This is a genomic window from Arthrobacter sp. P1_D12, from assembly GCF_056406175.1.
Genome location: NZ_JBFUAR010000005.1, coordinates 289,145 through 309,303 on the forward strand (window position 1 = coordinate 289,145; position 20,159 = coordinate 309,303).

The following is a 20,159-nucleotide window of genomic DNA, read 5'->3' on the forward strand; positions in this document are numbered from 1 at the left end:
CGGGACGGTGTCAAAGTTGCCGCTGGTGCGTGAGTGTATTCACAACATCGCTGGTCAGCGACGGCGCGCGCGGTTGCGCGTTGGGCTGCGGGTAGCCGGAGCGATCCTGGCGTTTAATGGAGCTGTGCCCATTCTGAACAAAGACATGACCCTGTGTATCTCGCTCTCGGCCCGGCCCAGCAACAACGGGACGCGCTTCCACAACCACCTGTACGAACAGCTGGGCCTGAACTGGATCTACAAGGCCTTTGCCCCCACCGACCTCGCCCAGGCGATCGCCGGGGTGCGCGGCCTCGGCATCCGCGGCTGCGCCGTGTCCATGCCTTACAAGGAGGACGTGATCGCCCTCGTTGACGTCATGGACCCGTCGGCGAAGGCCATCGACTCGGTCAACACCATCGTCAACGACGGCGGCCGGCTCACGGCGTACAACACCGACTACACCGCAATTGAGCAGCTCCTGCAGAGCAATGCAGTCCCCACGGACTACTCGGTGCTGGTCCTGGGCGCCGGCGGCATGGCCAAGGCCACCGTGGCCGCGCTGCGGGATGCCGGGTTCAAGGACGTGACCGTCGTGGCCCGCAACGAGGGCCCCGGCCGCGCCCTGGCCGAACAGTACGGCTTCGCCTGGCGCCCGGACCTTGGCTCTGCGGCGTCCGGTACCGGCACGGCGGACATGCTCATCAACGTCACCCCCATCGGGATGGCCGGAGGCCCGGACGCCGCCGCGCTGCCCTTCCCGCAGGAGGCCATCGACGCCGCCAAAGTGGTGTTCGACGTCGTCGCGCTCCCGGCCGAGACACCGCTGATCAAGGCCGGCCGCGCGGCCGGCAAGACCGTGATCACCGGAGCCGAGGTCGCCACCATCCAGGCGCTCGAGCAGTTCGTGCTGTACACCGGCGTCCGGCCGACCGACGAGCAAATCCGGTCAGCCGAGGACTTCACGCGGGCCCAGTAGCGCGACAGCCCAGTTGCCCGGCCGCTTCGCTGAGATCCGGCGGCGGGGCACTGCGCCGGTGGGATCCCGCTGGCGGGGCTAGACGGGCTCCACTGAGACGGCCACCCGGTCCTCGCCGATCCTGGTGAGGACCAGGGTGGCTGCTTTCTTGTCCTTGTCCTTGTGCTTTGCGCCGCCGCCGGGCAGGAGTTGCTTGCGCAGCTCTTCGGGTGTGACAGCCATACCGCGCTTCTTGATGTCCAGGACCCCGATGCCTTGATCCTTGACCCAGGCCTTGAGTGCCTTGACGTTGAACGGCATCACCTCCAGGACCCTGTACGCCTTGGCGAACGGGGTGTCATGCAGCTCCGGGGCGCAGATGTAGGCGATGTGCTCGTCCACGAGGTGCCCGCCCAGTCGGAGGGCGACGTCGGCCACCAGGCCGGCGCGGATTACCGCGCCGTCAGGCTCGTACAGGTACCCCTCCACGGGTCCCACGGGCGCCACCGGGCCGGCACCGAAGTCCTCGCCGCTGGTGAGCTCAGCGGAACCAAGGGGGCCGAGCACGAGGGCTGCGCGCCGCACCCCGGGACGCCGCACCGCGTTGAACCACAGGGCCACCTCGGTCACGTCCCCGCCCACGGAGACCCACTGCGCCTCGCAGCCGGCCGGCACGGAATCGTGCGGCATGCCCGGTCCCATCTTCACGCCGACGGCGCGGCCGGAGCCTGCGAGTGACTCCACGAAGGACAGCGGCGGGGAGAAATCCTCCGGATCCCAGATCCGTTTGGTACCCGAGGTGGACGTCGTGCGCCGGGCCGGGTCGAGCCAGACGCCGTCGACCCCCTCGAGCGAAACCGACGTTGCATCGGAATGGACCACCGTGGCATTGCGGAACGGGATCAGGTTCATCGTGGCGCAGGCGGCCGTGGCCTCATCAATTTCCACGGCGGTGACCACCAGGTCCAGGGAGGCCAGGGCCATGGAGTCCGCCCCGAGCCCGCAGCCGAGATCCGCGACGTGGCCGATCCCGGCCTCCGCGAACCGCTGCGCGTGCCGTGCCGCCACCGTGAGCCGGGTGGCCTGTTCCAGGCCGGCCTTCGTGAAAATCATCTGCCGGGCGAATTCGCCGAACTTCGCCTCGGCCTTGGTCCGCAGCCGGGACTGGGTGAGCACGGCCGAGACCAGCTCGGGGGAGTGGCCGGCCTTGCGCAGCGACGCCGTGAGGCGGAAGGCCTCGTCCTCGCGGTACGGGCCCAACGACGCCAGCAGCTCCCAGCCCTCGGGGGTGAGGATCGGGGCAATATGTTCCTGCGGTGCGTCAGTCATGCCATCCAGCGTAGTTGAGGTCCGCGGGCGCGCTGTGACCGGACGGCGGGGGCTAGGCTTGATGGCATGGAAGACAGCGGCACAGGCGACAGCATCTCAGCGGACACGGCCGGGCAGGACACGGTTGGCAACGACGACGCCGGGCCGGGGCGCCGGCGCCCGCAGGGACTGGCCCGCTACGCAAAACCGGCGCTGATTGCCGGCGCGGTGATCGCCGTCGTGTCCGTCGCACTTTTGGTGATTATCTTCTTCCTCGATTCCTTCAACGCCACCGTGTATTCCGTCGGCGGCAAGAACGTCCAGGACGCCACGGACGAGGCCAGGGCCATCCGCGAGACCTATGCCGCGGCCCGGCTCGGCGGCATCATCTTCCTCATCGCCGGCATTCTGCTGGCCGCCGCCGGCGCCGTGCTGTCGTTCCGGCACCGGAATGACGAAGGCCAGAACACGGACGAAGACGACGGCGAGGACGTGGACTTCGACGACCTCGCAGACCAGTAGCCAGCGAGTAGGCAGGCTAAAGGGCGCTGGTGGGCGCGCACCGCACCGCCAAACGGCCAACGACCACAGGCCGCGGGACATGCCCAGCCTCCTGCGCCACGAAGGGACATGTCCTCCCGGGCTGCCCGCACCCGTTGGGCATGTCCTCCCCGGCAGCCCACGCATGATGGGCAAGTCCATTGCTCAGCGCGGGCAGTGAGCACGATGCCCAAGTGTCCTCTGGCCGCAACAAAAAATGGGCATGTCCTCCTACGGGGAAATGTTCACCCGGAACGAATTTCTGGCACTCGCCTTGACCGAGTGCTAACCATTTACATAGAGTCGTCATTAGCACTCTCCCTAGGAGGGTGCTAACACATGAAGCGCGTTCCGCCAGGCACGCTGCCGGCACCGCGACGACGGTCTGTGCGCCTTGGCATCACCGCTTCATAGTCCACGAATTTGCTGACGAAAAGGAGAGGTCCGAGTGTCGGTCTCTATTAAGCCTCTTGAGGATCGTATTGTTGTCCGCCCGCTCGAAGCCGAGCAGACCACGGCTTCCGGCCTGGTTATCCCGGACTCCGCGCAGGAGAAGCCGCAGGAAGGCGAAGTTGTTGCAGTAGGCCCCGGCCGCTTCGATGACAACGGCAACCGCGTTCCCGTTGACGTTGCCGTCGGCGACGTCGTCATCTACTCCAAGTACGGCGGAACCGAAGTCAAGACCGGCGGCACCGAGTACCTCGTACTCTCCGCCCGCGACGTTCTGGCGATCGTCGTAAAGTAACTCTCTTGGACCCCCGCGCAGCCGATCCTTCGCAATGAACGGATCAGTTGCGCGGGGTTCTGTCTTGAAAGGACAAAACCATGGCAAAGCAGCTTGCGTTTAACGACGCTGCCCGCCGGTCGCTTGAAGCCGGCATCGATAAGCTCGCCAACACCGTCAAGGTCACGCTGGGCCCGCGCGGCCGCAACGTTGTGCTGGACAAGAAGTGGGGCGCCCCCACGATCACCAACGATGGTGTAACGATCGCCCGTGAAGTCGAGCTGGACGACCCCTACGAGAACCTTGGCGCGCAGCTCGCCAAGGAGGTCGCCACCAAGACCAACGATGTTGCCGGCGACGGCACCACCACCGCCACCGTCCTGGCCCAGGCCCTGGTCAAGGAAGGCCTGCGCAACGTAGCGGCAGGCGCCGCACCGGGCGAAATCAAGCGCGGCATCGAGGTTTCCGTCGAGGCCGTCGCCGCCCGCCTGCTGCAGAACGCGCGCCCGGTTGAAGGCACGCAGGTCGCCAACGTGGCCGCAATCTCCGCCCAGAGCGACGAGGTCGGCGAGCTCCTGGCCGAGGCGTTTGGCAAGGTCGGCAAGGATGGTGTGATCACCATCGAGGAGTCCTCCACCACGCAGACCGAGCTGGTCCTGACCGAGGGCATGCAGTTCGACAAGGGCTACCTGTCCCCGTACTTCGTCACTGACGCGGAGCGCCAGGAGGCCGTCCTCGAGGACGCACTGATCCTGATCAACCAGGGCAAGATCTCCTCGGTGCAGGATTTCCTGCCGCTGCTGGAAAAGGCGCTGCAGAGCTCCAAGCCGCTCTTCATCATCGCCGAAGACGTCGAGGGCGAGGCCCTGTCCACGCTGATCGTCAACCGCATCCGCGGCACGCTGAACGTGGTCGCCGTCAAGGCTCCGGGCTTCGGTGACCGCCGCAAGGCCATGCTGCAGGACATCGCGACCCTCACCGGTGCGCAGGTTGTCTCCGCGGAGCTGGGCCTGAGCCTGGACACCGTTGGCCTTGAGGTGCTCGGCACCGCGCGCCGCATCACGGTCACCAAGGACAACACCACGATCGTCGACGGCGCCGGTTCGGCCGAGGACGTCGCCGCCCGTGTTGCCCAGCTGCGCGCCGAGCTGACCCGCACCGATTCGGACTGGGACAAGGAAAAGCTGCAGGAACGCCTGGCCAAGCTGGCCGGCGGCATCGGCGTGATCAAGGTCGGCGCTGCCACCGAGGTTGAGCTGAAGGAAAAGAAGCACCGCATCGAGGACGCCGTGTCCTCCACCCGCGCTGCCCTCGAAGAGGGCATCGTGGCCGGCGGCGGCTCCGCCCTCATCCACGCGCTGAAGGCGCTCGACGAGGACGCTGCCGTCCAGGCCCTCGAAGGTGACGCGGCTGCCGCCGTCGGCATTGTCCGCCGCGCCCTGACCCAGCCGCTGCGCTGGATCGCCCAGAACGCCGGCTTCGACGGCTACGTCGTCGTTGCCAAGGTCGCCGAATCCGCCGTGAACCAGGGCTTCAACGCAAAGTCCGGCGAATACGAAGACCTGATCGCCGCTGGCGTGATCGACCCGGTCAAGGTGACGCGTGCGGCTCTGCGCAACGCGGCCTCCATCGCGGCACTGGTCCTCACCACGGAAACCCTCGTGGTGGAAAAGCCGGCTGACGAAGACGAGCACGCAGGGCACAAGCACTAGGCTCTGCCCGCAGGGGGACGGTCCGGCATCTGCCGGGCCGTCCCTTTTTTCGTTAGGGGTTTCGTCGCGCTTTTGGCCGCAGGTTTGCTCGGATTCGGCCACGAAGATCCCGGCATTTCCGGCGGACTCGGGGCGCCGTGGGCCGTGGCCGATACCTGCGGCGCCCGTGTGTCAGTGCTGGGAGCGGTCCGCCCTGCGCCGCAGCTTGCGGGCGGTGTCCGGCGCCAGTCGCTTGGTCACCAGCCGGTAAAACAGCAGGACGCCGACGGCGGCCACGACGATTCCGAGCAGGTTCAGGAACAGTTGCAGGGCAGAGCCGGCTGCCTTCTGGTACTCGCCCAGGACCAGTGCCACGGCCACGAACCCGGCTGCCGGCACCGTGGTGACGGAGATGAACACCCCGATCAGCGCCGCCGAGCGCCGGCTGATGACCGACAGCATCCCGGCTGTCCCGGCGAGGACGGCGACGATCAGGGAATAAGGGCCGGGGTGGTAAATGAATTCAACCGCTGAACCGTGGTCCAGCGCGTCTGCGGGGAACAGCCCGAGTGGCACGGAGAGCCACGCGGTCAGCGCGGCGGCCAGCATCGCGACGGGAAAACCAACGCCGAGGGCCAGGGCCGCGTCACGTCCGAGCCGCCGCTGGCGCCGGACCAGGGCAACGGCCAGGGCAGCCAGCGGGCCGAACTCCGGGCCCACTGCCATGGCGCCGACGATCGCAATGGTGGAGTCCGTCACGATGCCGATGGCCGCCAGCTGGGTCGCGAGGACCAGGAACGCCAGGAAACTCCACGTCAGGCGCGAATCCTCGCCGGTCTGCCGCGACACCTCATCCCAGATCACGGCGTCCGCGCCCTCTCCTGGAGCCTCCGCCTCCGCCCTGTCGGCGCGGTCCGAGAGCACAAGGTCCGGTGCGATGACCGTAATCGATCCCCGCTGCTGGACATCGAGGGCGTGCAGCTTCTCCACGAGCCCCTCCACGGATTCCCGGGCCAGCAAGACCTCGATAACGTCCCCGGGCGGCGTGACGGAAGAGGCCTTCGCGAGCGCCACTTCCGAGACGCCGACGTGGTTTGTACAACTTTCGAGAACAACTCCGGACAATTCACCCGGAACACAAATGCGCACCTGCACGATCACTTGGCGGCCTCCTCAGACTCCTACCAGCCTAACTTCCGCCCCGCGGCCGACGGCGCCGGCCGGCACCCTGGGTGCGCCGCCGGCCAGGCGTGTGAAGGACACCGCCGGCCCGTGTGATTGGCAAAGAAAGTTACGTTTCGGTAACATTGGTGTTTTGGAATTCGGTAACATTGGTGTTTTGGAAACCGGCCGGAAGGGATCTTTGTGTCGAACGAGCGAACCACCGTCACCCCGCCACGGGCGGATGCAGGTTCTCCGGCGACCCGAAAAACAAGCTACCGCCCCGAAGTCCAGGGCCTTCGCGCCCTCGCGGTCCTCATGGTGGTCACGTACCACGTGTGGTTGGGCCGGGTCTCCGGCGGCGTGGACATCTTCCTCCTCATTTCAGCCTTCCTGATGACACTCAGCTTCACGCGGAAAGTCGAAAGCGGCGCGCCGCTGCGGCTGCTCAGCCACTGGCTGCATCTGCTCAAGCGCCTGCTGCCCGCCGTCGTCGTGGTGGTTCTCGGCGTCCTCGCCGGCACCTGGGCCATCCTGCCGCAAAGCCGCTGGCCCGACGTCCTTGAGCAGGCCTGGGCCTCCCTGCTGTACCGGCAGAACTGGCTCCTGGCGGACAGCGCCGTGGACTACTACGCCCAGGACCATTCGGGCGCGAGCCCGCTCCAGCACTTCTGGTCACTCTCAATCCAGGGCCAGGTGTTCGTGCTCTGGCCGCTCGTCTTTGCCGGCACCGCACTTCTTTCCCGCCTCCTCCGCCGCCGGACCGGCCAGGACCACGTCCTGCTGCGTTACCGCTCCCTGCTGGCCGCGGCCTTCGGCGCCATCTTCGCCGTGTCCCTGGCCTACTCGATCCAGCAGACCGCAACGAACCAGGCCCACGCCTACTTTGATACCGGCGCTCGGCTCTGGGAGTTCGCGCTCGGCTCGCTCCTGGCCCTCGCCCTGCCGTACCTGAAACCGGGCAGGGTGCTGCGCGACGTGCTCGGCTGGGCCGGCCTCGTGGCCATGCTCTCCTGCGGGCTCCTGCTGACCGTGGACCGTTCGTTCCCCGGATTCATCGCGCTGTGGCCCACGCTGGCCGCCGCCGCGATCATCACCGCCGGTCAAAGCGGCAGCCGCTTCGGGGTTGACCGCTTCCTGACCTGGAAACCCCTGGTGGCGCTGGGGGATAACTCCTACGCGCTCTACCTCTGGCACTGGCCGCTGCTGGTCCTGGCCCTCGCCGGGGCGGGCATCACGGCGCCCAACCTGTTCCAGGGGCTGTGCATCGTTGCCGCGTCCCTCGTCCTGGCCGTGCTCACCACCCGCTTCGTCGAGAAGCCGCTGCGCGAATGGCACTGGCCCAAGCGCCGCGCCTGGCGGACCGCCGTCGTGATCGCCGCCTGTGGTGCCCTGCTGGCGGGTCCCGTCGCCGTGTGGCAGAGCCAGCTTCTGGCCGACGAAGCCGAGGCGGCCTCCCAGCCCAAGGAACTGACCCCCGGCGCGGCCGCCCTGGCACCGGAAAACGCCGGCAAGCCCACGCCGGAAGCCAAGATCATCCCCGCGCCGGCGGCGATGAAGAACGAGTGGGCCGACATCGACGGGCTGTGCACGGACGCCAACGTCCCCAGCGACCCCCTGCTTCAGGGGTGCCTGCAGAACAACAAGCCGGACAAGGTCACCAAACGGATCGTGGTGCTCGGTGACTCCCATGCCCAGCAGTACATGGCGGCGCTGGGCCCCATCGCGAAAAGCCACGGCTGGGAAGTTGTCACCCTCCTGAAGGGCAACTGCCGCTTCGGTGGGGAGTCCCCGGTGCGGGACGCGGACTGCAACGCCTTCAACCGGGCCAGCGCGCAGTACGTCCTGGACCACCGCCCCGACGCCGTTTTCACGGTTGCGTCCCTGACCCACAAGGAAGCGCCGTTCGAGACCGAAGTGCCTGAGTATTTGGCGGGCATCAAGCCCTTCACCGACGCCGGCATGGACGTGGTGGGCATCCGCGACAACCCCCGCTTCACCATCAATATGCCCGAGTGCGTCCAGAAGTACGGCCCGGATGCCTCGGAGTGCAACGTGCCGGAGCAGGAATCGCTCGCGGGGTCCTCGCCGCTGGACGCCTACCGCGGCCAGGTGCCCAGGCTGCACCTCATGGACATGAGCGATTTCATCTGCGCCAACGGAACATGCCCCGCGGTGGTCGGCAACGTGTACGTCTACAAGGACGACAACCACCTGACCAAGACGTACGTCCAGACCATGATCCCCATGTTCGAACGGCGGCTGCTCGCCGCCACCGGCTGGAAGTAGGCCGGCGCCCACCGTCCGACGCCCACAGGCCCGGCAGGCCCGGCCGGCCGGCGGAGCCGTCCGGGCATGGGGCGGCTCACAATGAAACCGGACGTTACCGCCCGGAATATGGCTATCGCCGCCAAGGTTCTACTATTTATTGAGGACTTCTGCACGAATCATCTGCACGAACCTTCTGCATGACCTTCTGCACAGGCCAGACCCGTAATGACGGGCTGGTCATCTGTTGCAACCCCTACCCGTGACCCCGTAACCCAAGGTAAGAGGCGCACTCATGACCCAGCCCGAACACGATCCCTTCGGCTTCATCGGCCTGACGTACGACGACGTCCTGCTCCTGCCCGGCCACACCGACGTGATCCCCTCGGAAGCGGACACGTCGTCCCGGATCTCCAAGCGCATCACGGTCCAGACCCCGTTGCTCTCCGCCGCGATGGATACCGTGACGGAGTCCCGGATGGCCATCGCCATGGCCCGCCAGGGCGGTCTTGGCGTCGTGCACCGCAACCTCTCCATCGCCGACCAGGCCGACCAGGTGGACCGGGTCAAGCGCAGCGAATCCGGCATGATCACCAACCCCCTGACCATCGGCCCCGAGGCCACGCTGGCCGAGCTGGACGAAATCTGCGCACGCTACCGCGTCTCCGGCCTGCCGGTCGTGGACGAGGGCAACAGGCTGCTGGGCATCGTCACCAACCGCGACACCCGCTTCGTGCCCGAATCCGACTTCCCGCTGCGGCTGGTCAGCGATGTCATGACCAAGATGCCGCTCGTGACCGGACACGTCGGCATCAGCCGCGAGGAAGCCTCGCACAAGCTGGCCACGAACAAGATCGAGAAGCTCCCGCTCGTTGACGAGCAGGGCCGGCTCAAGGGCCTGATCACCACGAAGGACTTCACCAAGGCCGAGCAGTACCCGCTCGCCACCAAGGACGATGAAGGCCGCCTGCGCGTCGGCGCGGCGATCGGCTTCTTCGGCGACGGCTGGGAACGCGCCATGGCGCTGATCGACGCCGGTGTGGATGCCCTCTTCGTGGACACCGCGAACGGCCACTCCCAGGGTGTGCTGGAAATGATCCGCCGGCTCAAGTCCGATCCCGTTGCCGCGCACGTGGACATCATCGGCGGCCAGGCCGCCACCCGCGAAGGCGCCCAGGCCCTGATCGACGCCGGTGCCGACGGCATCAAGGTCGGCGTCGGTCCCGGGTCCATCTGCACCACCCGTGTGGTGGCCGGCGTCGGCGTCCCGCAGATCACGGCCATTTACGAGTCGGCGAAGGCCGCCATCCCGGCCGGCGTCCCGCTGATCGCCGATGGCGGCCTGCAGTACTCCGGTGACATCGGCAAGGCGCTCGTCGCCGGCGCCGACACCGTGATGCTCGGCTCGCTCCTGGCCGGTTGCGACGAATCCCCGGGCGACCTGATTTTCGTCAACGGCAAGCAGTTCAAGAGCTACCGCGGCATGGGCTCCCTCGGCGCCATGCAGACCCGCGGCAAGAACACCTCCTACTCCAAGGACCGCTACTTCCAGGCCGACGTCTCCGGCGATGACAAGCTCATCCCGGAAGGCATCGAGGGCCGGGTCGCGTACCGCGGTCCGCTGTCATCGGTGGCGTACCAGCTGGTCGGCGGGCTCCGCCAGACCATGTTCTACACCGGCGCCCCGACCGTGGCCGAGCTGAAGGCACGCGGCAAGTTCGTGCGCATCACCGCGGCCGGGCTCAAGGAGTCTCACCCGCACGACATCCAGATGACGGTCGAAGCCCCGAACTACGGGTCGCGCTAAGACCCCGTCCGAACCGGGTGGGGGGCTGGAGGCATGTCCGAACTTCTGCCGGCACGCGCGCCCAAACGCAAGCTCGCGCTCAAGCCCTACGCCCGCGCCGTGGCACAAGTGCTGCGGGTGAGCTTCCGGGCCTCGCCCGCCGCCGTCGTCATGAAGGTCCTGGGCTCGCTGATCTCGGCACTGCTGCCGCTGGTCACGACGTACTTCGCCGCCCTGACCACCACGGCGCTGGCTGCCGCCTACGCGGGGGACGCCGACGCCGGCGCGCAGGCCGTCGTGTACGTCATCATCACCGCGGCACTCGGGCTCTTCTGGGGGTCGTTCAGCAGCGTGGACCGCTACATCCAGCAGCTCATGAGTTTCCGGGTCGGCGCGATCGTCGGTGACCTGATGTACGAGCGCTTCCTGACCCTGGACTTCTGGCGCTACGACGACAAAGAGACCGTGGACCTGTACGACCGGGCGAAGCGTTTCTCCGACTCCTACGCCCGCGTCCTGGACCGGATCGCCGCCATTTTCACCCAGCTCGTCTCCGTGCTGCTGGCGATCGGCGCGCTGCTGCTGGTCAGCTGGTGGATCGCCGTGATCGTCCTGGTTGCGATCGTCCCCAGCGTCTACCTGCAGTTCAAGCTCTCCCGCGAACAGATCGCGCACTGGAACACCCAGGTCGATTCGCGCCGGCAGCGCAGGATGATCGAAACCAACCTCCTGCGACCGCAGCACATCGCCGAGATGCGGCTTTACGGGATTGTCGGCTACCTGATGGGCCTGCGCTCCCGGCTGCGGGACGCGGATGAAAAGCGCCGGCTGGACTTCCAGAAGCGCTACATCCCCAAACAGCTCGCGGCCGATGCCCTGCAGTACGGCGCCGAGGTGGTCTCGCTGATCTGGGTGGTGGGCCAGATCATCGCCCGGGCCCAGCCGGTGGGGCAGTTCCTCTATGTCCAGCAGATTGTCAGCCGCGCCCTCTCGACCGCCAACAGCCTCGTCTCCTCACTGAGCTCGATCGACGAGGACCTGGCGAACCTCACGGACTACGAGCTCTTCATGGCCCTGCCCGTGCCGTCCGGCCACGCCCCGCCGCTGCTGCAGGCGCCGAAGACGGTGGAACTGCGGGACATCCGCTTCACGTACACCGGCAGCGAACTGGAGGTGATCCGCGGCATTTCGATGACCATCAGGCAGGGCCAGCACATCGCGATCGTGGGGGAGAACGGGGCCGGCAAGTCCACCCTGATCCGTATCCTGGCCGGGCTGTACAGTCCCGACTCCGGGCAGGTGATGCTCGACGGCGTGGACCTCGCCGCCGTCGACGTCACCTCCTGGCACCGGCACCTGGCGGTGCTCAGCCAGGAGTTCCTGAAGTATGAATTCGCCACCGCGGCGGAAAACATCTTCTTTGGCGACGTCGATTCGCCCCGCGACGACGGACGGGTCCGGCGCTCCGCCGCGGATGCCGAGGCCCTCGAATTCATCAACAAACTGCCCAACGGCCTGGACAACCACGTCAGCAACTGGATGGAGGACCCGCGCGGGCGGAAGGGCTCCGGCCTTTCCGGCGGGCAGTGGCAGCGGCTGGCGATGGCCCGGAACTTCTACCGCGGCGCATCGTTCATGGTGATGGACGAGCCGACGTCGGCCATCGACGCGCTGGCGGAACACCGGATCTTCACGCGGCTCTTCGCTGACCGCAGCAGCACCATCATCGCCATCAGCCACCGCCTGGCCACGATCGAGAAGGCCGATGTGGTCTACATGCTCGAGGAAGGCCGCATCGTGGAACAAGGCACCCACAGGGAACTTGTGGCGCGCCGCGGCCGGTACTTCCGGATGTTCGAGTCCCAGCTCACCGTCCCGGACACCGAGAACGTCAGCGGCGAGTAAGCGGAGCGCCCTCGATGGTCGTCCGCACCCGGGCCAGGCTGGGTTCGGGCGGGACGCTGCTGAAACCGAAGCCGACGGCGGGGCGGACGGCGGCGAGCGGGCCGGCGTCGGCGCCGTCCCAGCTGACGGTCGCGGCGTCGATGCGGTGCAGATCGGTGACCCCGTAGTATTCCCGCCGGCCGCCCTTGGCCGTGCCCGCAGTGCGCACGCCGGGGAGGATCCTGCCCGCAACAGGGCTGACCGCACGCAGCCAGCGCGGATGCACCGCCAGAGCCCGGGGGACCAGCCGCGCCACGGCGCCCAGCCGGGTGCGGGACCCGAGCCGGGCGCGGATCCGCAGCGGCCCGGCGTCGACGGCGAGCTGCCCCACCCCATGCTCTGATGCCAGTGGCACGATGCAGGTCTCGTCGAAGTTATAGACCGCGCTGATGAAATCGGCGGCCTCGACGCTCGGTGCCAGCAGGATCCGGTGGCCGGAGGGCAGCTGGACCATCGCGTCGGTGAAGGACCCGAACGGGGACTGCGTCCACACGCCCACCACCGCGCGCAGGCCCGATCCCGTGCCGAGCCCGGCAATGTGTCCGTCGAAGATCCAACGCTGTCCGTTACGCCAAAGCATGACGCCACAGTACGCCGAAGCGGCGCCCCGCGTCCGCTGGGATAACCTAGAGCAGTGACTTACGAGATTGAGATTGGCCGAGGCAAGCGTGGGCGTCGTGCCTACTCCCTGGATGACATTGCGATCGTCCCCAACCGGCGCACCCGTGACCCCAAGGACGTCTCCGTCTCCTGGCAGATCGATGCCTACAAGTTCGACATGCCGGTCATCGCGGCGCCGATGGATTCGGCCATGTCGCCGGAGACCGTCATCGCCCTGGGCCGCCTCGGCGGACTCGGTGTGCTCGACCTCGAAGGCCTGTGGACCCGGTACGAGAACCCGCAGTCCGTACTGGACGAAATCGCGGGCCTGGCTGACGAGACCAACAGCCCGGCCGTCACCCGGCGCATGCAGGACCTCTACCAGGCGCCGATCCAGCCCGAGCTGATCACCTCCCGCCTCGCCGAGATCCGCGCCGCCGGCGTCACGGTGGCCGGCTCCCTGACCCCGCAGCGCACGCAGGAACACTACAAGACCGTGGTGGCCGCCGGCGTCGACATCTTCGTCATCCGCGGGACCACTGTCTCGGCCGAGCACGTCTCCAAGGACCACGAGCCGCTGAACCTCAAGCAGTTCATCTACGAACTCGACGTCCCCGTGATCGTCGGCGGGGCGGCCGGCTACACCCCGGCCCTGCACCTGATGCGCACCGGCGCCGCCGGCGTGCTGGTCGGATTCGGCGGCGGAGCCACCACCACCACCCGCCGCGCCCTGGGCATCCACTCGCCCATGGCCTCCGCGATCTCCGATGTCGCGGCGGCCCGCCGTGACTACATGGACGAGTCCGGCGGACGCTACGTCCATGTGATCGCTGACGGCGGCATGGGAGCCTCCGGCGACATCGTCAAAGCCATTGCCATGGGCGCCGACGCCGTGATGCTGGGCAGCGCCCTGGCCCGCGCCGACGAAGCCCCCGGCAAGGGCTGGCACTGGGGCCAGGAAGCCCACCACCTCGAACTGCCCCGCGGCGACAGGGTCAACGTGGGAACGGTCGGGCCGCTCGAAGAGGTCCTGTTCGGGCCCGGCCACCACACCAACGGCACCTCCAACCTCGTCGGCGCGCTGCGCCGTTCAATGGCGACCACCGGCTACTCGGACCTGAAGGAATTCCAGCGCGTCGACGTCGTCGTCTCGCCGTACGCCGGCAACTGAAACCGCGCGCGGGCCGTTGAGGGCCCTGCCCATCCGGGAAACTTGGACGTAGTCTGGTGCCCTACGAGGTTTGATCCGGATGGAGGCGTGACATGAACAGTTTTCCCGGCGGTTCTGCCGAGGCCGGAGGTGCCCTCGGGCCAGCGGCTCGCGAGGCTTCAATCACTGTGCTCAGGGGCAGCACCGCCCCCGGCAAAGAGCTCGACATCCTGATCGTGGGCGGAGGCATCGTGGGTGCCGGCGCCGCCCTCGACGCCGTCACCCGCGGGCTCAGTGTGGGCATCGTCGAGGCGAACGACTGGGCCGCGGGCACGTCGTCGCGGTCCTCGAAGCTCATCCACGGTGGCCTCCGTTACCTCGAAATGCTCGACTTCGGCCTGGTCAAAGAGGCACTGCATGAGCGCGGCCTCATTCTCTCCGTCCTGGCGCCGCACCTGGCCCGGCCGGTCCCGTTCCTTTACCCGCTCCACAAACCGTTCCTGGAGCGGCCCTATGTCGGCGCCGGAATCGCCCTGTACGACGCGATGTCCATCACCGGCGGGCACAGCCGCGGCGTCCCCTTCCACAAGCACCTGTCCCGGCGCGGGACCCTGCGCGCCGCCCCCAGCCTCAAGGACGACGCCTTCGTCGGATCCATCCGCTACTACGACGGCCAGGTCGACGACGCCAAGTACGTCGCCAACCTCGTGCGGACCGCGGCGCACTACGGCGCCCACGCGGTCAACCAGATGTCGGTTGTGGACTTCGTGCGCGAGGGCGAGCGCGTGGTCGGCGCCAAGGTAGTCAACCACGAGGACGGCTCCAGCTTCAAAATCCGGGCCAAGCAGGTCATCAACGCCACCGGAGTCTGGACCGACGAGACCCAGGCCATGGTGACAGACCGCGGGCAGCTCAAGGTGCGGGCGTCCAAGGGCATCCACCTCGTGGTGCCCCGCGACCGGATCCAGTCCACGGTGGGGCTGATCCTGCGGACCGAGAAATCCGTGCTGTTCGTAATCCCCTGGGGCAGGCACTGGATCATCGGGACCACTGACACCGACTGGCACCTCGACAAGGCCCACCCCGCGGCCTCCAGCAAGGACATCGACTACCTGCTCGAGCACGTCAACAAGGTCCTCAAGCGCCCTCTGACCCGCGAGGACGTCGAGGGCGTCTACGCGGGGCTGCGGCCGCTGCTGGCCGGGGAAAGCGATTCCACCGCGAAGCTCTCCCGCGAACACGTGGTGGCCCACCCCGTGCCGGGCCTCGTGGTGGTGGCGGGCGGTAAATGGACCACCTACCGGGTCATGGCCAAGGACGCGGTCGACGAGGCGACGCGCAGCATGGACGAGCGGGTCCCGGCCAGCTGCACGGAGTCCGTCCCGTTGCTGGGGGCGAGCGGTTTCAAGGCCGCGTGGAACCAGCGGAACCGGATGGCGGAGGAGACAGGCGTCCACGTTGCCCGGATCGAACATCTCCTCAACCGCTACGGTGCCATGACGCCGGAGGTGCTGGCGCTCATCGCCGACAGCCCGGAACTGGCCGAACCGTTGCCGGGCGCTGACGACTACCTGGCTGCCGAAGCCGTCTACGCGGCCACGCACGAGGGCGCCCGGCACGTCCAGGACGTCCTGACCCGCCGCACCCGGATTTCGATTGAAGCGTGGGACCGCGGTGTGTCCGCCGCTCCGGTAGTCGCTAAACTAATGGGAGACGTTCTCGGCTGGAGTGATGCGCAGCGCGAGGGCGAAATCAAGCACTATCTGGCCCGGGTTGATGCCGAGCGCCTGAGCCAACAGCAGCCGGACGACGAATCCGCCGACGCCGCACGGCTGGGCGTGGAGGACATTGTGCCCCTGCGCTAAGACTCAGCGCCGGCCGGCAGCGCAGGATTACAACGCTAGTCATTGGACTGCCGGCCGGCGTCACTGACGCCACTTCGAAGGGACATCTCTTGGCGGAACCACTGGACCGGTACGACGCCGAGCTCACCACACCCGAGATGGTGATCCTTGAAATGGACGCCACGGACAAGCTCGACGCCACTTCCCAGCTCGCGGAACGCATGCATGCTGCCGGACGTATCTCCGATCTCGAGGGCTTCCTCAAGCAGGTCAATGCCCGGGAGCACCAGCTCGCCACCGGCCTGCCCGGCGGTGTCGGTCTGCCGCACGCCCGCAGCGAGCTCGTGTCACAGACATCCATCGCGGTCGGCATCACGAAGTACGGCAGGGCGCTGGACTTCGGCGCGGCCGACGGCCCGGCCACAGTGATTCTGCTCATCGCCACCCCGGCGAGCTCCTTTTCCGATCACCTCGAAGTGCTCGCGACGCTGGCACGCTCACTGTCGAAAGAGTCCTTCCGCGAATCGCTCCGCCGCGCCTACGACGCCGAAGTGATCGCCGAACTGATCAATTCCAGCCTGGTGTTCTTCGACCACTGAAATTGGGGCAGGCCCTTTCGTGTCGACTCCGTCGCCACGCAGGGACCCGGCTGCCCCACTCTAGGGGCGGGCCCTTTCGTGTCGACTCCGTCGCCACGCAGGGACCCGGCTGCCCCACTCTAGGGGCAGGCCCTTTCGTGTCGACTCCGTCGCCACGCAGGGACCCGGCTGCCCCACTCTAGGGGCAGACCCCTTCGACGGCCCGTTTCGCTGTTCTACACAGGGACGAAGTACCTTTAAGGGGTGCTGAAAACTGCCCTCAAACCCCGCTGGATCGCCGGACTGGTGTTCGCGATCGCCATTTCCGGGGTCTTTGTGCTGCTCAGCCAGTGGCAATTCGGCCGTTCAACGCAGGCCGAAGCCCCGCTCTCCACCACAACGGAGCAAACGCGGCAGCTCACCTCGGTCCTGCAGCCGGGTGGGTTCTTCCCCGGATCCGTGGCTGACCAGATGGTCTCCGCCACCGGCAGCTACGACCCCCAGAAGCAGGTCCTCGTCCCCGGCCGGCTCAATGACGGTGCGAAGGGCTACTGGATCGTAGCGGCCTTCGCCGTCAAGGATTCCCCGGCCCTGAAAGGCGGCGGGGCCACACCGCAGACCTGGATTCCGGTCGCACGCGGCTGGGTCGCGGATCCCGCGGACGCCGTGGCGCCGCCGTCGGGCACCATCGAACTGACCGGGCGGCTGTTGCCGTCTGAGTCCCCGCTCCCGCGGACGGATCCCGGACCCGGCCGCGCCAGCGCCGTCTCGGTTGCCGAACTTATCAACGACTGGAACGTCAGCAGCTACCCGGGCTTTGTCGCAGCGACCACCGAACTGGCCGGCGGCACCGACGTCGGGGCCGCCGCTGCGGGCGGCGACGTCAGGCCCCTCCGGATCGGCCCGCAGCCGCCCGCGCAGCAGGTCAACTGGCTCAACCTCTTCTATTCCGTGGAATGGGTGGTCTTCGCCGGTTTCGCGTTGTTCATCTGGTGGCGGCTCGTCAAGGACGACTACCGCCGTGACCTCGAAGACGCGCTCGACGAGGAAACGTCCGGGGAAGAGCCCCCAACCGACCGCCACGGTGCCCATCTCAACGCGGCCCACCACCAGGGGGCCCAGGCGCCCACCGACTCCCATCCCACAGCCCCCCAACCCACAGACCCGAGAGTGCAATCATGATCGAGCCCCAGCCCGCCATCCAGCCGCAGTCCACCAACGGCACGGGGAAAGCCGGGAAGAAGCGTCGCTTCGGCGGCACCGAGGCCCAAATCCGGTCCGCCCTGAAGTTCTACAAGGTGCTCGCCTACCTGACGGGCACGATGCTGCTGCTGCTCTGCGCCGAACTGATCGCCAGGTACGGCTTCGGTCAGTACCTCTTCGCCGGCGGCACCAACGCCGTCACTGGCCAGCCGTTCGGCCTCGGATTCGCCGACGCCGAGCCGCCAGGGGTGATCGGGGGCGTCAACCTCTCCATCACGGTCCTGATCGTGCACGGCTGGATGTACGTCGTGTACCTGATTTCCAACTTCCGGCTGTGGTCGCTCATGCGCTGGCCGTTCACCAAGCTGGTGGTTATGGCCCTGGGTGGCGTCGTGCCGTTCCTGTCCTTCTTCGTCGAGAAGAAGTTCCACGCCGAGGTCGAGGCCGAACTCGCAGCAAACCCGCAGGCGCCCCAGCGGTACTGATCCCCTTCTGACCCGCGCCTTCCTGATCAGTGCCTTCCAGAGCAGTGCCTTCCGGAACAGTGACACGACGCCGGCAGCGGGCGTCGGGCATGTGAGTTCGCTTACCTCGGCCCGCGATTCGGGCCCGCACGGGCTTCTCAATGTGCGGGCGGGCAGCGGCGCAAAGTAGGCTAGTGGGGTGACTACTCCCACTGCATCCCAGACGTCCCACAGGCCGGTTCTGGTTGTTGACTACGGTGCCCAGTACGCGCAGCTGATTGCCCGCCGCGTCCGGGAAGCAAATGTGTATTCGGAAGTGGTTCCGCATACGTACAGCACCGAGCAGCTGCTGGCCAAGAACCCCGCCGCGATCATCCTCTCGGGAGGGCCCTCGAGCGTCTACGCCGACGGCGCCCCCAGCGTCGGTGCCGACCTCTTCGAGGCCGGCGTCCCGGTCTTCGGCATCTGCTACGGCTTCCAGGCCATGGCCAACGCCCTCGGCGGCAAGGTGGCCCAGACGGGCCTGCGCGAATACGGCGCCACCGAGACCACCACCCTCGGCGAGGGCCGCTCCATCCTGGCCGGCATGCCCCAGCACCAGAGCACCTGGATGAGCCACGGCGACTCCGTCCACGAAGCCCCGGAGGGCTTTGAGGTCCTGGCGACGACGGCAGGTGCCGACGTCGCGGCGTTCGCCAATGAGGACAAGCATCTCTATGGCGTCCAGTGGCACCCCGAAGTCAAGCACTCGGCCTACGGCCAGCAGGTCCTGGAAAACTTCCTCTTCAAGGGCGCCGGGCTGGAACCGAACTGGACCACCGGCAACATTCTGGAAGAGCAGGTCCAGCGGATCCGTGACCAGATCGGCGACGCCCGGGTCATCTGCGGCCTCTCCGGCGGCGTCGACTCGGCTGTGGCCGCCGCCCTGGTACAGCGCGCCGTCGGCGACCAGCTGACCTGCGTCTTCGTGGACCACGGGCTGTTGCGCGAGGGCGAAGCAGAACAGGTCGAACGCGACTTTGTGGCCGCCACCGGCGTCAAGCTCTACGTCGCCAACGAGCAGGAGCGCTTTCTGAGCGCCCTTGCCGGCGTCAGCGATCCCGAGACCAAACGTAAGATCATCGGCCGCGAATTCATCCGAGCCTTCGAGGAAGCCGAACTGGCGATCATCGCCGAGGCAGCGGCGCACGGGGAAAAAATCAAGTTCCTCGTCCAAGGCACCCTGTACCCCGACGTCGTCGAATCCGGCGGCGGCGAAGGTGCGGCCAACATCAAGAGCCACCACAACGTGGGCGGGCTCCCCGAAGACCTGCAGTTTGAACTTGTTGAACCGCTGCGCGCCCTGTTCAAGGACGAGGTCCGAGCGGTCGGTGCCCAGCTCGGCCTGCCGCAGGAAATCGTCGGACGCCAGCCCTTCCCCGGCCCGGGCCTCGGCATCCGGATTGTCGGCGATGTCACCAAGGAACGCCTGGACCTGCTCCGCAAGGCCGACGCGATCGCCCGCGCCGAGCTGACCGCGGCCGGACTGGATGACGAAGTGTGGCAGATGCCCGTGGTGCTGCTGGCGGACGTCCGCAGCGTGGGCGTCCAGGGCGATGGCCGCACTTACGGACACCCGATTGTCCTGCGCCCCGTGTCCTCCGAGGACGCCATGACCGCCGACTGGTCGCGGCTGCCCTACGATCTCCTGGCCCGGATTTCCAACCGGATCACCAACGAGGTGGAAGGTGTCAACCGCGTGGTGCTCGATGTGACCAGCAAGCCGCCGGGAACCATCGAGTGGGAATAGCAATCTGAGTGGCCGGCCTTTCGAGGCCGGCCATTTCATTTTGTTCCTGACAATGTTTCTGACAATTCAGCCTGAATTTCGCACCGCCCAGTGTTGCGGCCCCGCACCTGCGGGGGATTCGGGCTACCCTCGAAAGCATGCCGGTATGGTCCAAGGCGTCCCGCGCGAGCCT

General features: G+C 67.3%; 16 protein-coding genes. 13 read left to right on the plus strand and 3 right to left on the minus strand.

The genetic code is table 11. The features are described from left to right. Positions 1 to 124 precede the first annotated feature (124 nt). Positions 125 to 958 (plus strand): shikimate 5-dehydrogenase, encoded by an 834-nt coding sequence (locus AC1DZV_RS05845; RefSeq protein WP_476950060.1) that lies wholly within the window; start codon positions 125 to 127, stop codon positions 956 to 958. A gap of 78 nt (positions 959 to 1,036) precedes the next feature. Here the strand turns inward: AC1DZV_RS05845 and AC1DZV_RS05850 are convergent, their stop codons facing one another. After that, entirely contained in the window at positions 1,037 to 2,266 is a 1,230-nt protein-coding gene (locus tag AC1DZV_RS05850; RefSeq protein ID WP_476953210.1) for a class I SAM-dependent methyltransferase, read from the minus strand. Positions 2,267 to 2,332: 66 nt separating this feature from the next. Here AC1DZV_RS05850 and AC1DZV_RS05855 point away from each other — a divergent pair, with 66 nt between their 5' ends. The 3 genes from AC1DZV_RS05855 to groL all read left to right on the plus strand — a co-directional run bounded on the left by AC1DZV_RS05855 (position 2,333) and on the right by groL (position 5,221). Further along, positions 2,333 to 2,767, plus strand: a complete 435-nt coding sequence (locus AC1DZV_RS05855) for a hypothetical protein (RefSeq protein WP_476953211.1) — start codon at positions 2,333 to 2,335, stop codon at positions 2,765 to 2,767. Between the two features lie 466 nt (positions 2,768 to 3,233). After that, positions 3,234 to 3,530 (plus strand): co-chaperone GroES, encoded by a 297-nt coding sequence (gene groES, locus AC1DZV_RS05860; RefSeq protein ID WP_028275747.1) that lies wholly within the window; start codon positions 3,234 to 3,236, stop codon positions 3,528 to 3,530. An 80-nt stretch (positions 3,531 to 3,610) separates the two neighbouring features. Beyond that, on the plus strand, positions 3,611 to 5,221 hold the full coding sequence (gene groL / locus AC1DZV_RS05865) for a chaperonin GroEL (protein WP_476950057.1): 1,611 nt from the start codon (positions 3,611 to 3,613) through the stop codon (positions 5,219 to 5,221). A gap of 171 nt (positions 5,222 to 5,392) precedes the next feature. On the opposite strand, the gene AC1DZV_RS05870 is transcribed toward groL, so the two are convergent. Next, positions 5,393 to 6,361, minus strand: a complete 969-nt coding sequence (locus AC1DZV_RS05870; protein WP_476953212.1) for a DUF389 domain-containing protein — start codon at positions 6,359 to 6,361, stop codon at positions 5,393 to 5,395. 204 nt (positions 6,362 to 6,565) lie between these two features. On the opposite strand from AC1DZV_RS05870, the gene AC1DZV_RS05875 reads away from it, so the two are divergent. The 3 genes from AC1DZV_RS05875 to AC1DZV_RS05885 all read left to right on the plus strand — a co-directional run bounded on the left by AC1DZV_RS05875 (position 6,566) and on the right by AC1DZV_RS05885 (position 12,320). Next, on the plus strand, positions 6,566 to 8,650 hold the full coding sequence (locus tag AC1DZV_RS05875; protein WP_476953213.1) for an acyltransferase family protein: 2,085 nt from the start codon (positions 6,566 to 6,568) through the stop codon (positions 8,648 to 8,650). A 274-nt stretch (positions 8,651 to 8,924) separates the two neighbouring features. After that, entirely contained in the window at positions 8,925 to 10,436 is a 1,512-nt protein-coding gene (gene guaB, locus AC1DZV_RS05880) for an IMP dehydrogenase (RefSeq protein WP_018773740.1), read from the plus strand. A gap of 33 nt (positions 10,437 to 10,469) precedes the next feature. After that, entirely contained in the window at positions 10,470 to 12,320 is a 1,851-nt protein-coding gene (locus tag AC1DZV_RS05885) for an ABC transporter ATP-binding protein (protein ID WP_476953214.1), read from the plus strand. Here the strand turns inward: AC1DZV_RS05885 and AC1DZV_RS05890 are convergent. Further along, on the minus strand, positions 12,307 to 12,939 hold the full coding sequence (locus AC1DZV_RS05890; RefSeq protein ID WP_476953215.1) for a hypothetical protein: 633 nt from the start codon (positions 12,937 to 12,939) through the stop codon (positions 12,307 to 12,309). The two genes, AC1DZV_RS05885 and AC1DZV_RS05890, sit on opposite strands and share 14 nt — an antisense overlap. Positions 12,940 to 12,993: 54 nt before the next feature. Here AC1DZV_RS05890 and AC1DZV_RS05895 point away from each other — a divergent pair, with 54 nt between their 5' ends. The 6 genes from AC1DZV_RS05895 (at position 12,994) to guaA (ending at position 19,987) form a co-directional block, all read left to right on the plus strand. After that, positions 12,994 to 14,130 carry a GuaB3 family IMP dehydrogenase-related protein gene (locus tag AC1DZV_RS05895; protein WP_476953216.1) on the plus strand — a complete coding sequence of 379 codons (1,137 nt, stop codon included), beginning with the start codon at positions 12,994 to 12,996 and terminating at the stop codon, positions 14,128 to 14,130. 92 nt (positions 14,131 to 14,222) lie between these two features. Beyond that, positions 14,223 to 15,974 (plus strand): glycerol-3-phosphate dehydrogenase/oxidase, encoded by a 1,752-nt coding sequence (locus AC1DZV_RS05900; protein ID WP_028275740.1) that lies wholly within the window; start codon positions 14,223 to 14,225, stop codon positions 15,972 to 15,974. 89 nt (positions 15,975 to 16,063) lie between these two features. Beyond that, entirely contained in the window at positions 16,064 to 16,552 is a 489-nt protein-coding gene (locus AC1DZV_RS05905) for a PTS sugar transporter subunit IIA (RefSeq protein WP_018773745.1), read from the plus strand. Positions 16,553 to 16,795: 243 nt separating this feature from the next. Further along, positions 16,796 to 17,713, plus strand: a complete 918-nt coding sequence (locus tag AC1DZV_RS05910; RefSeq protein ID WP_476953217.1) for an SURF1 family protein — start codon at positions 16,796 to 16,798, stop codon at positions 17,711 to 17,713. Further along, positions 17,710 to 18,219 carry a DUF3817 domain-containing protein gene (locus AC1DZV_RS05915; protein ID WP_028275738.1) on the plus strand — a complete coding sequence of 170 codons (510 nt, stop codon included), beginning with the start codon at positions 17,710 to 17,712 and terminating at the stop codon, positions 18,217 to 18,219. Before AC1DZV_RS05910 ends, AC1DZV_RS05915 begins: the two co-directional genes overlap by 4 nt. A gap of 178 nt (positions 18,220 to 18,397) precedes the next feature. Beyond that, positions 18,398 to 19,987 (plus strand): glutamine-hydrolyzing GMP synthase, encoded by a 1,590-nt coding sequence (gene guaA / locus AC1DZV_RS05920; RefSeq protein ID WP_476950051.1) that lies wholly within the window; start codon positions 18,398 to 18,400, stop codon positions 19,985 to 19,987. The last annotated feature ends 172 nt before the right edge of the window (positions 19,988 to 20,159 follow it).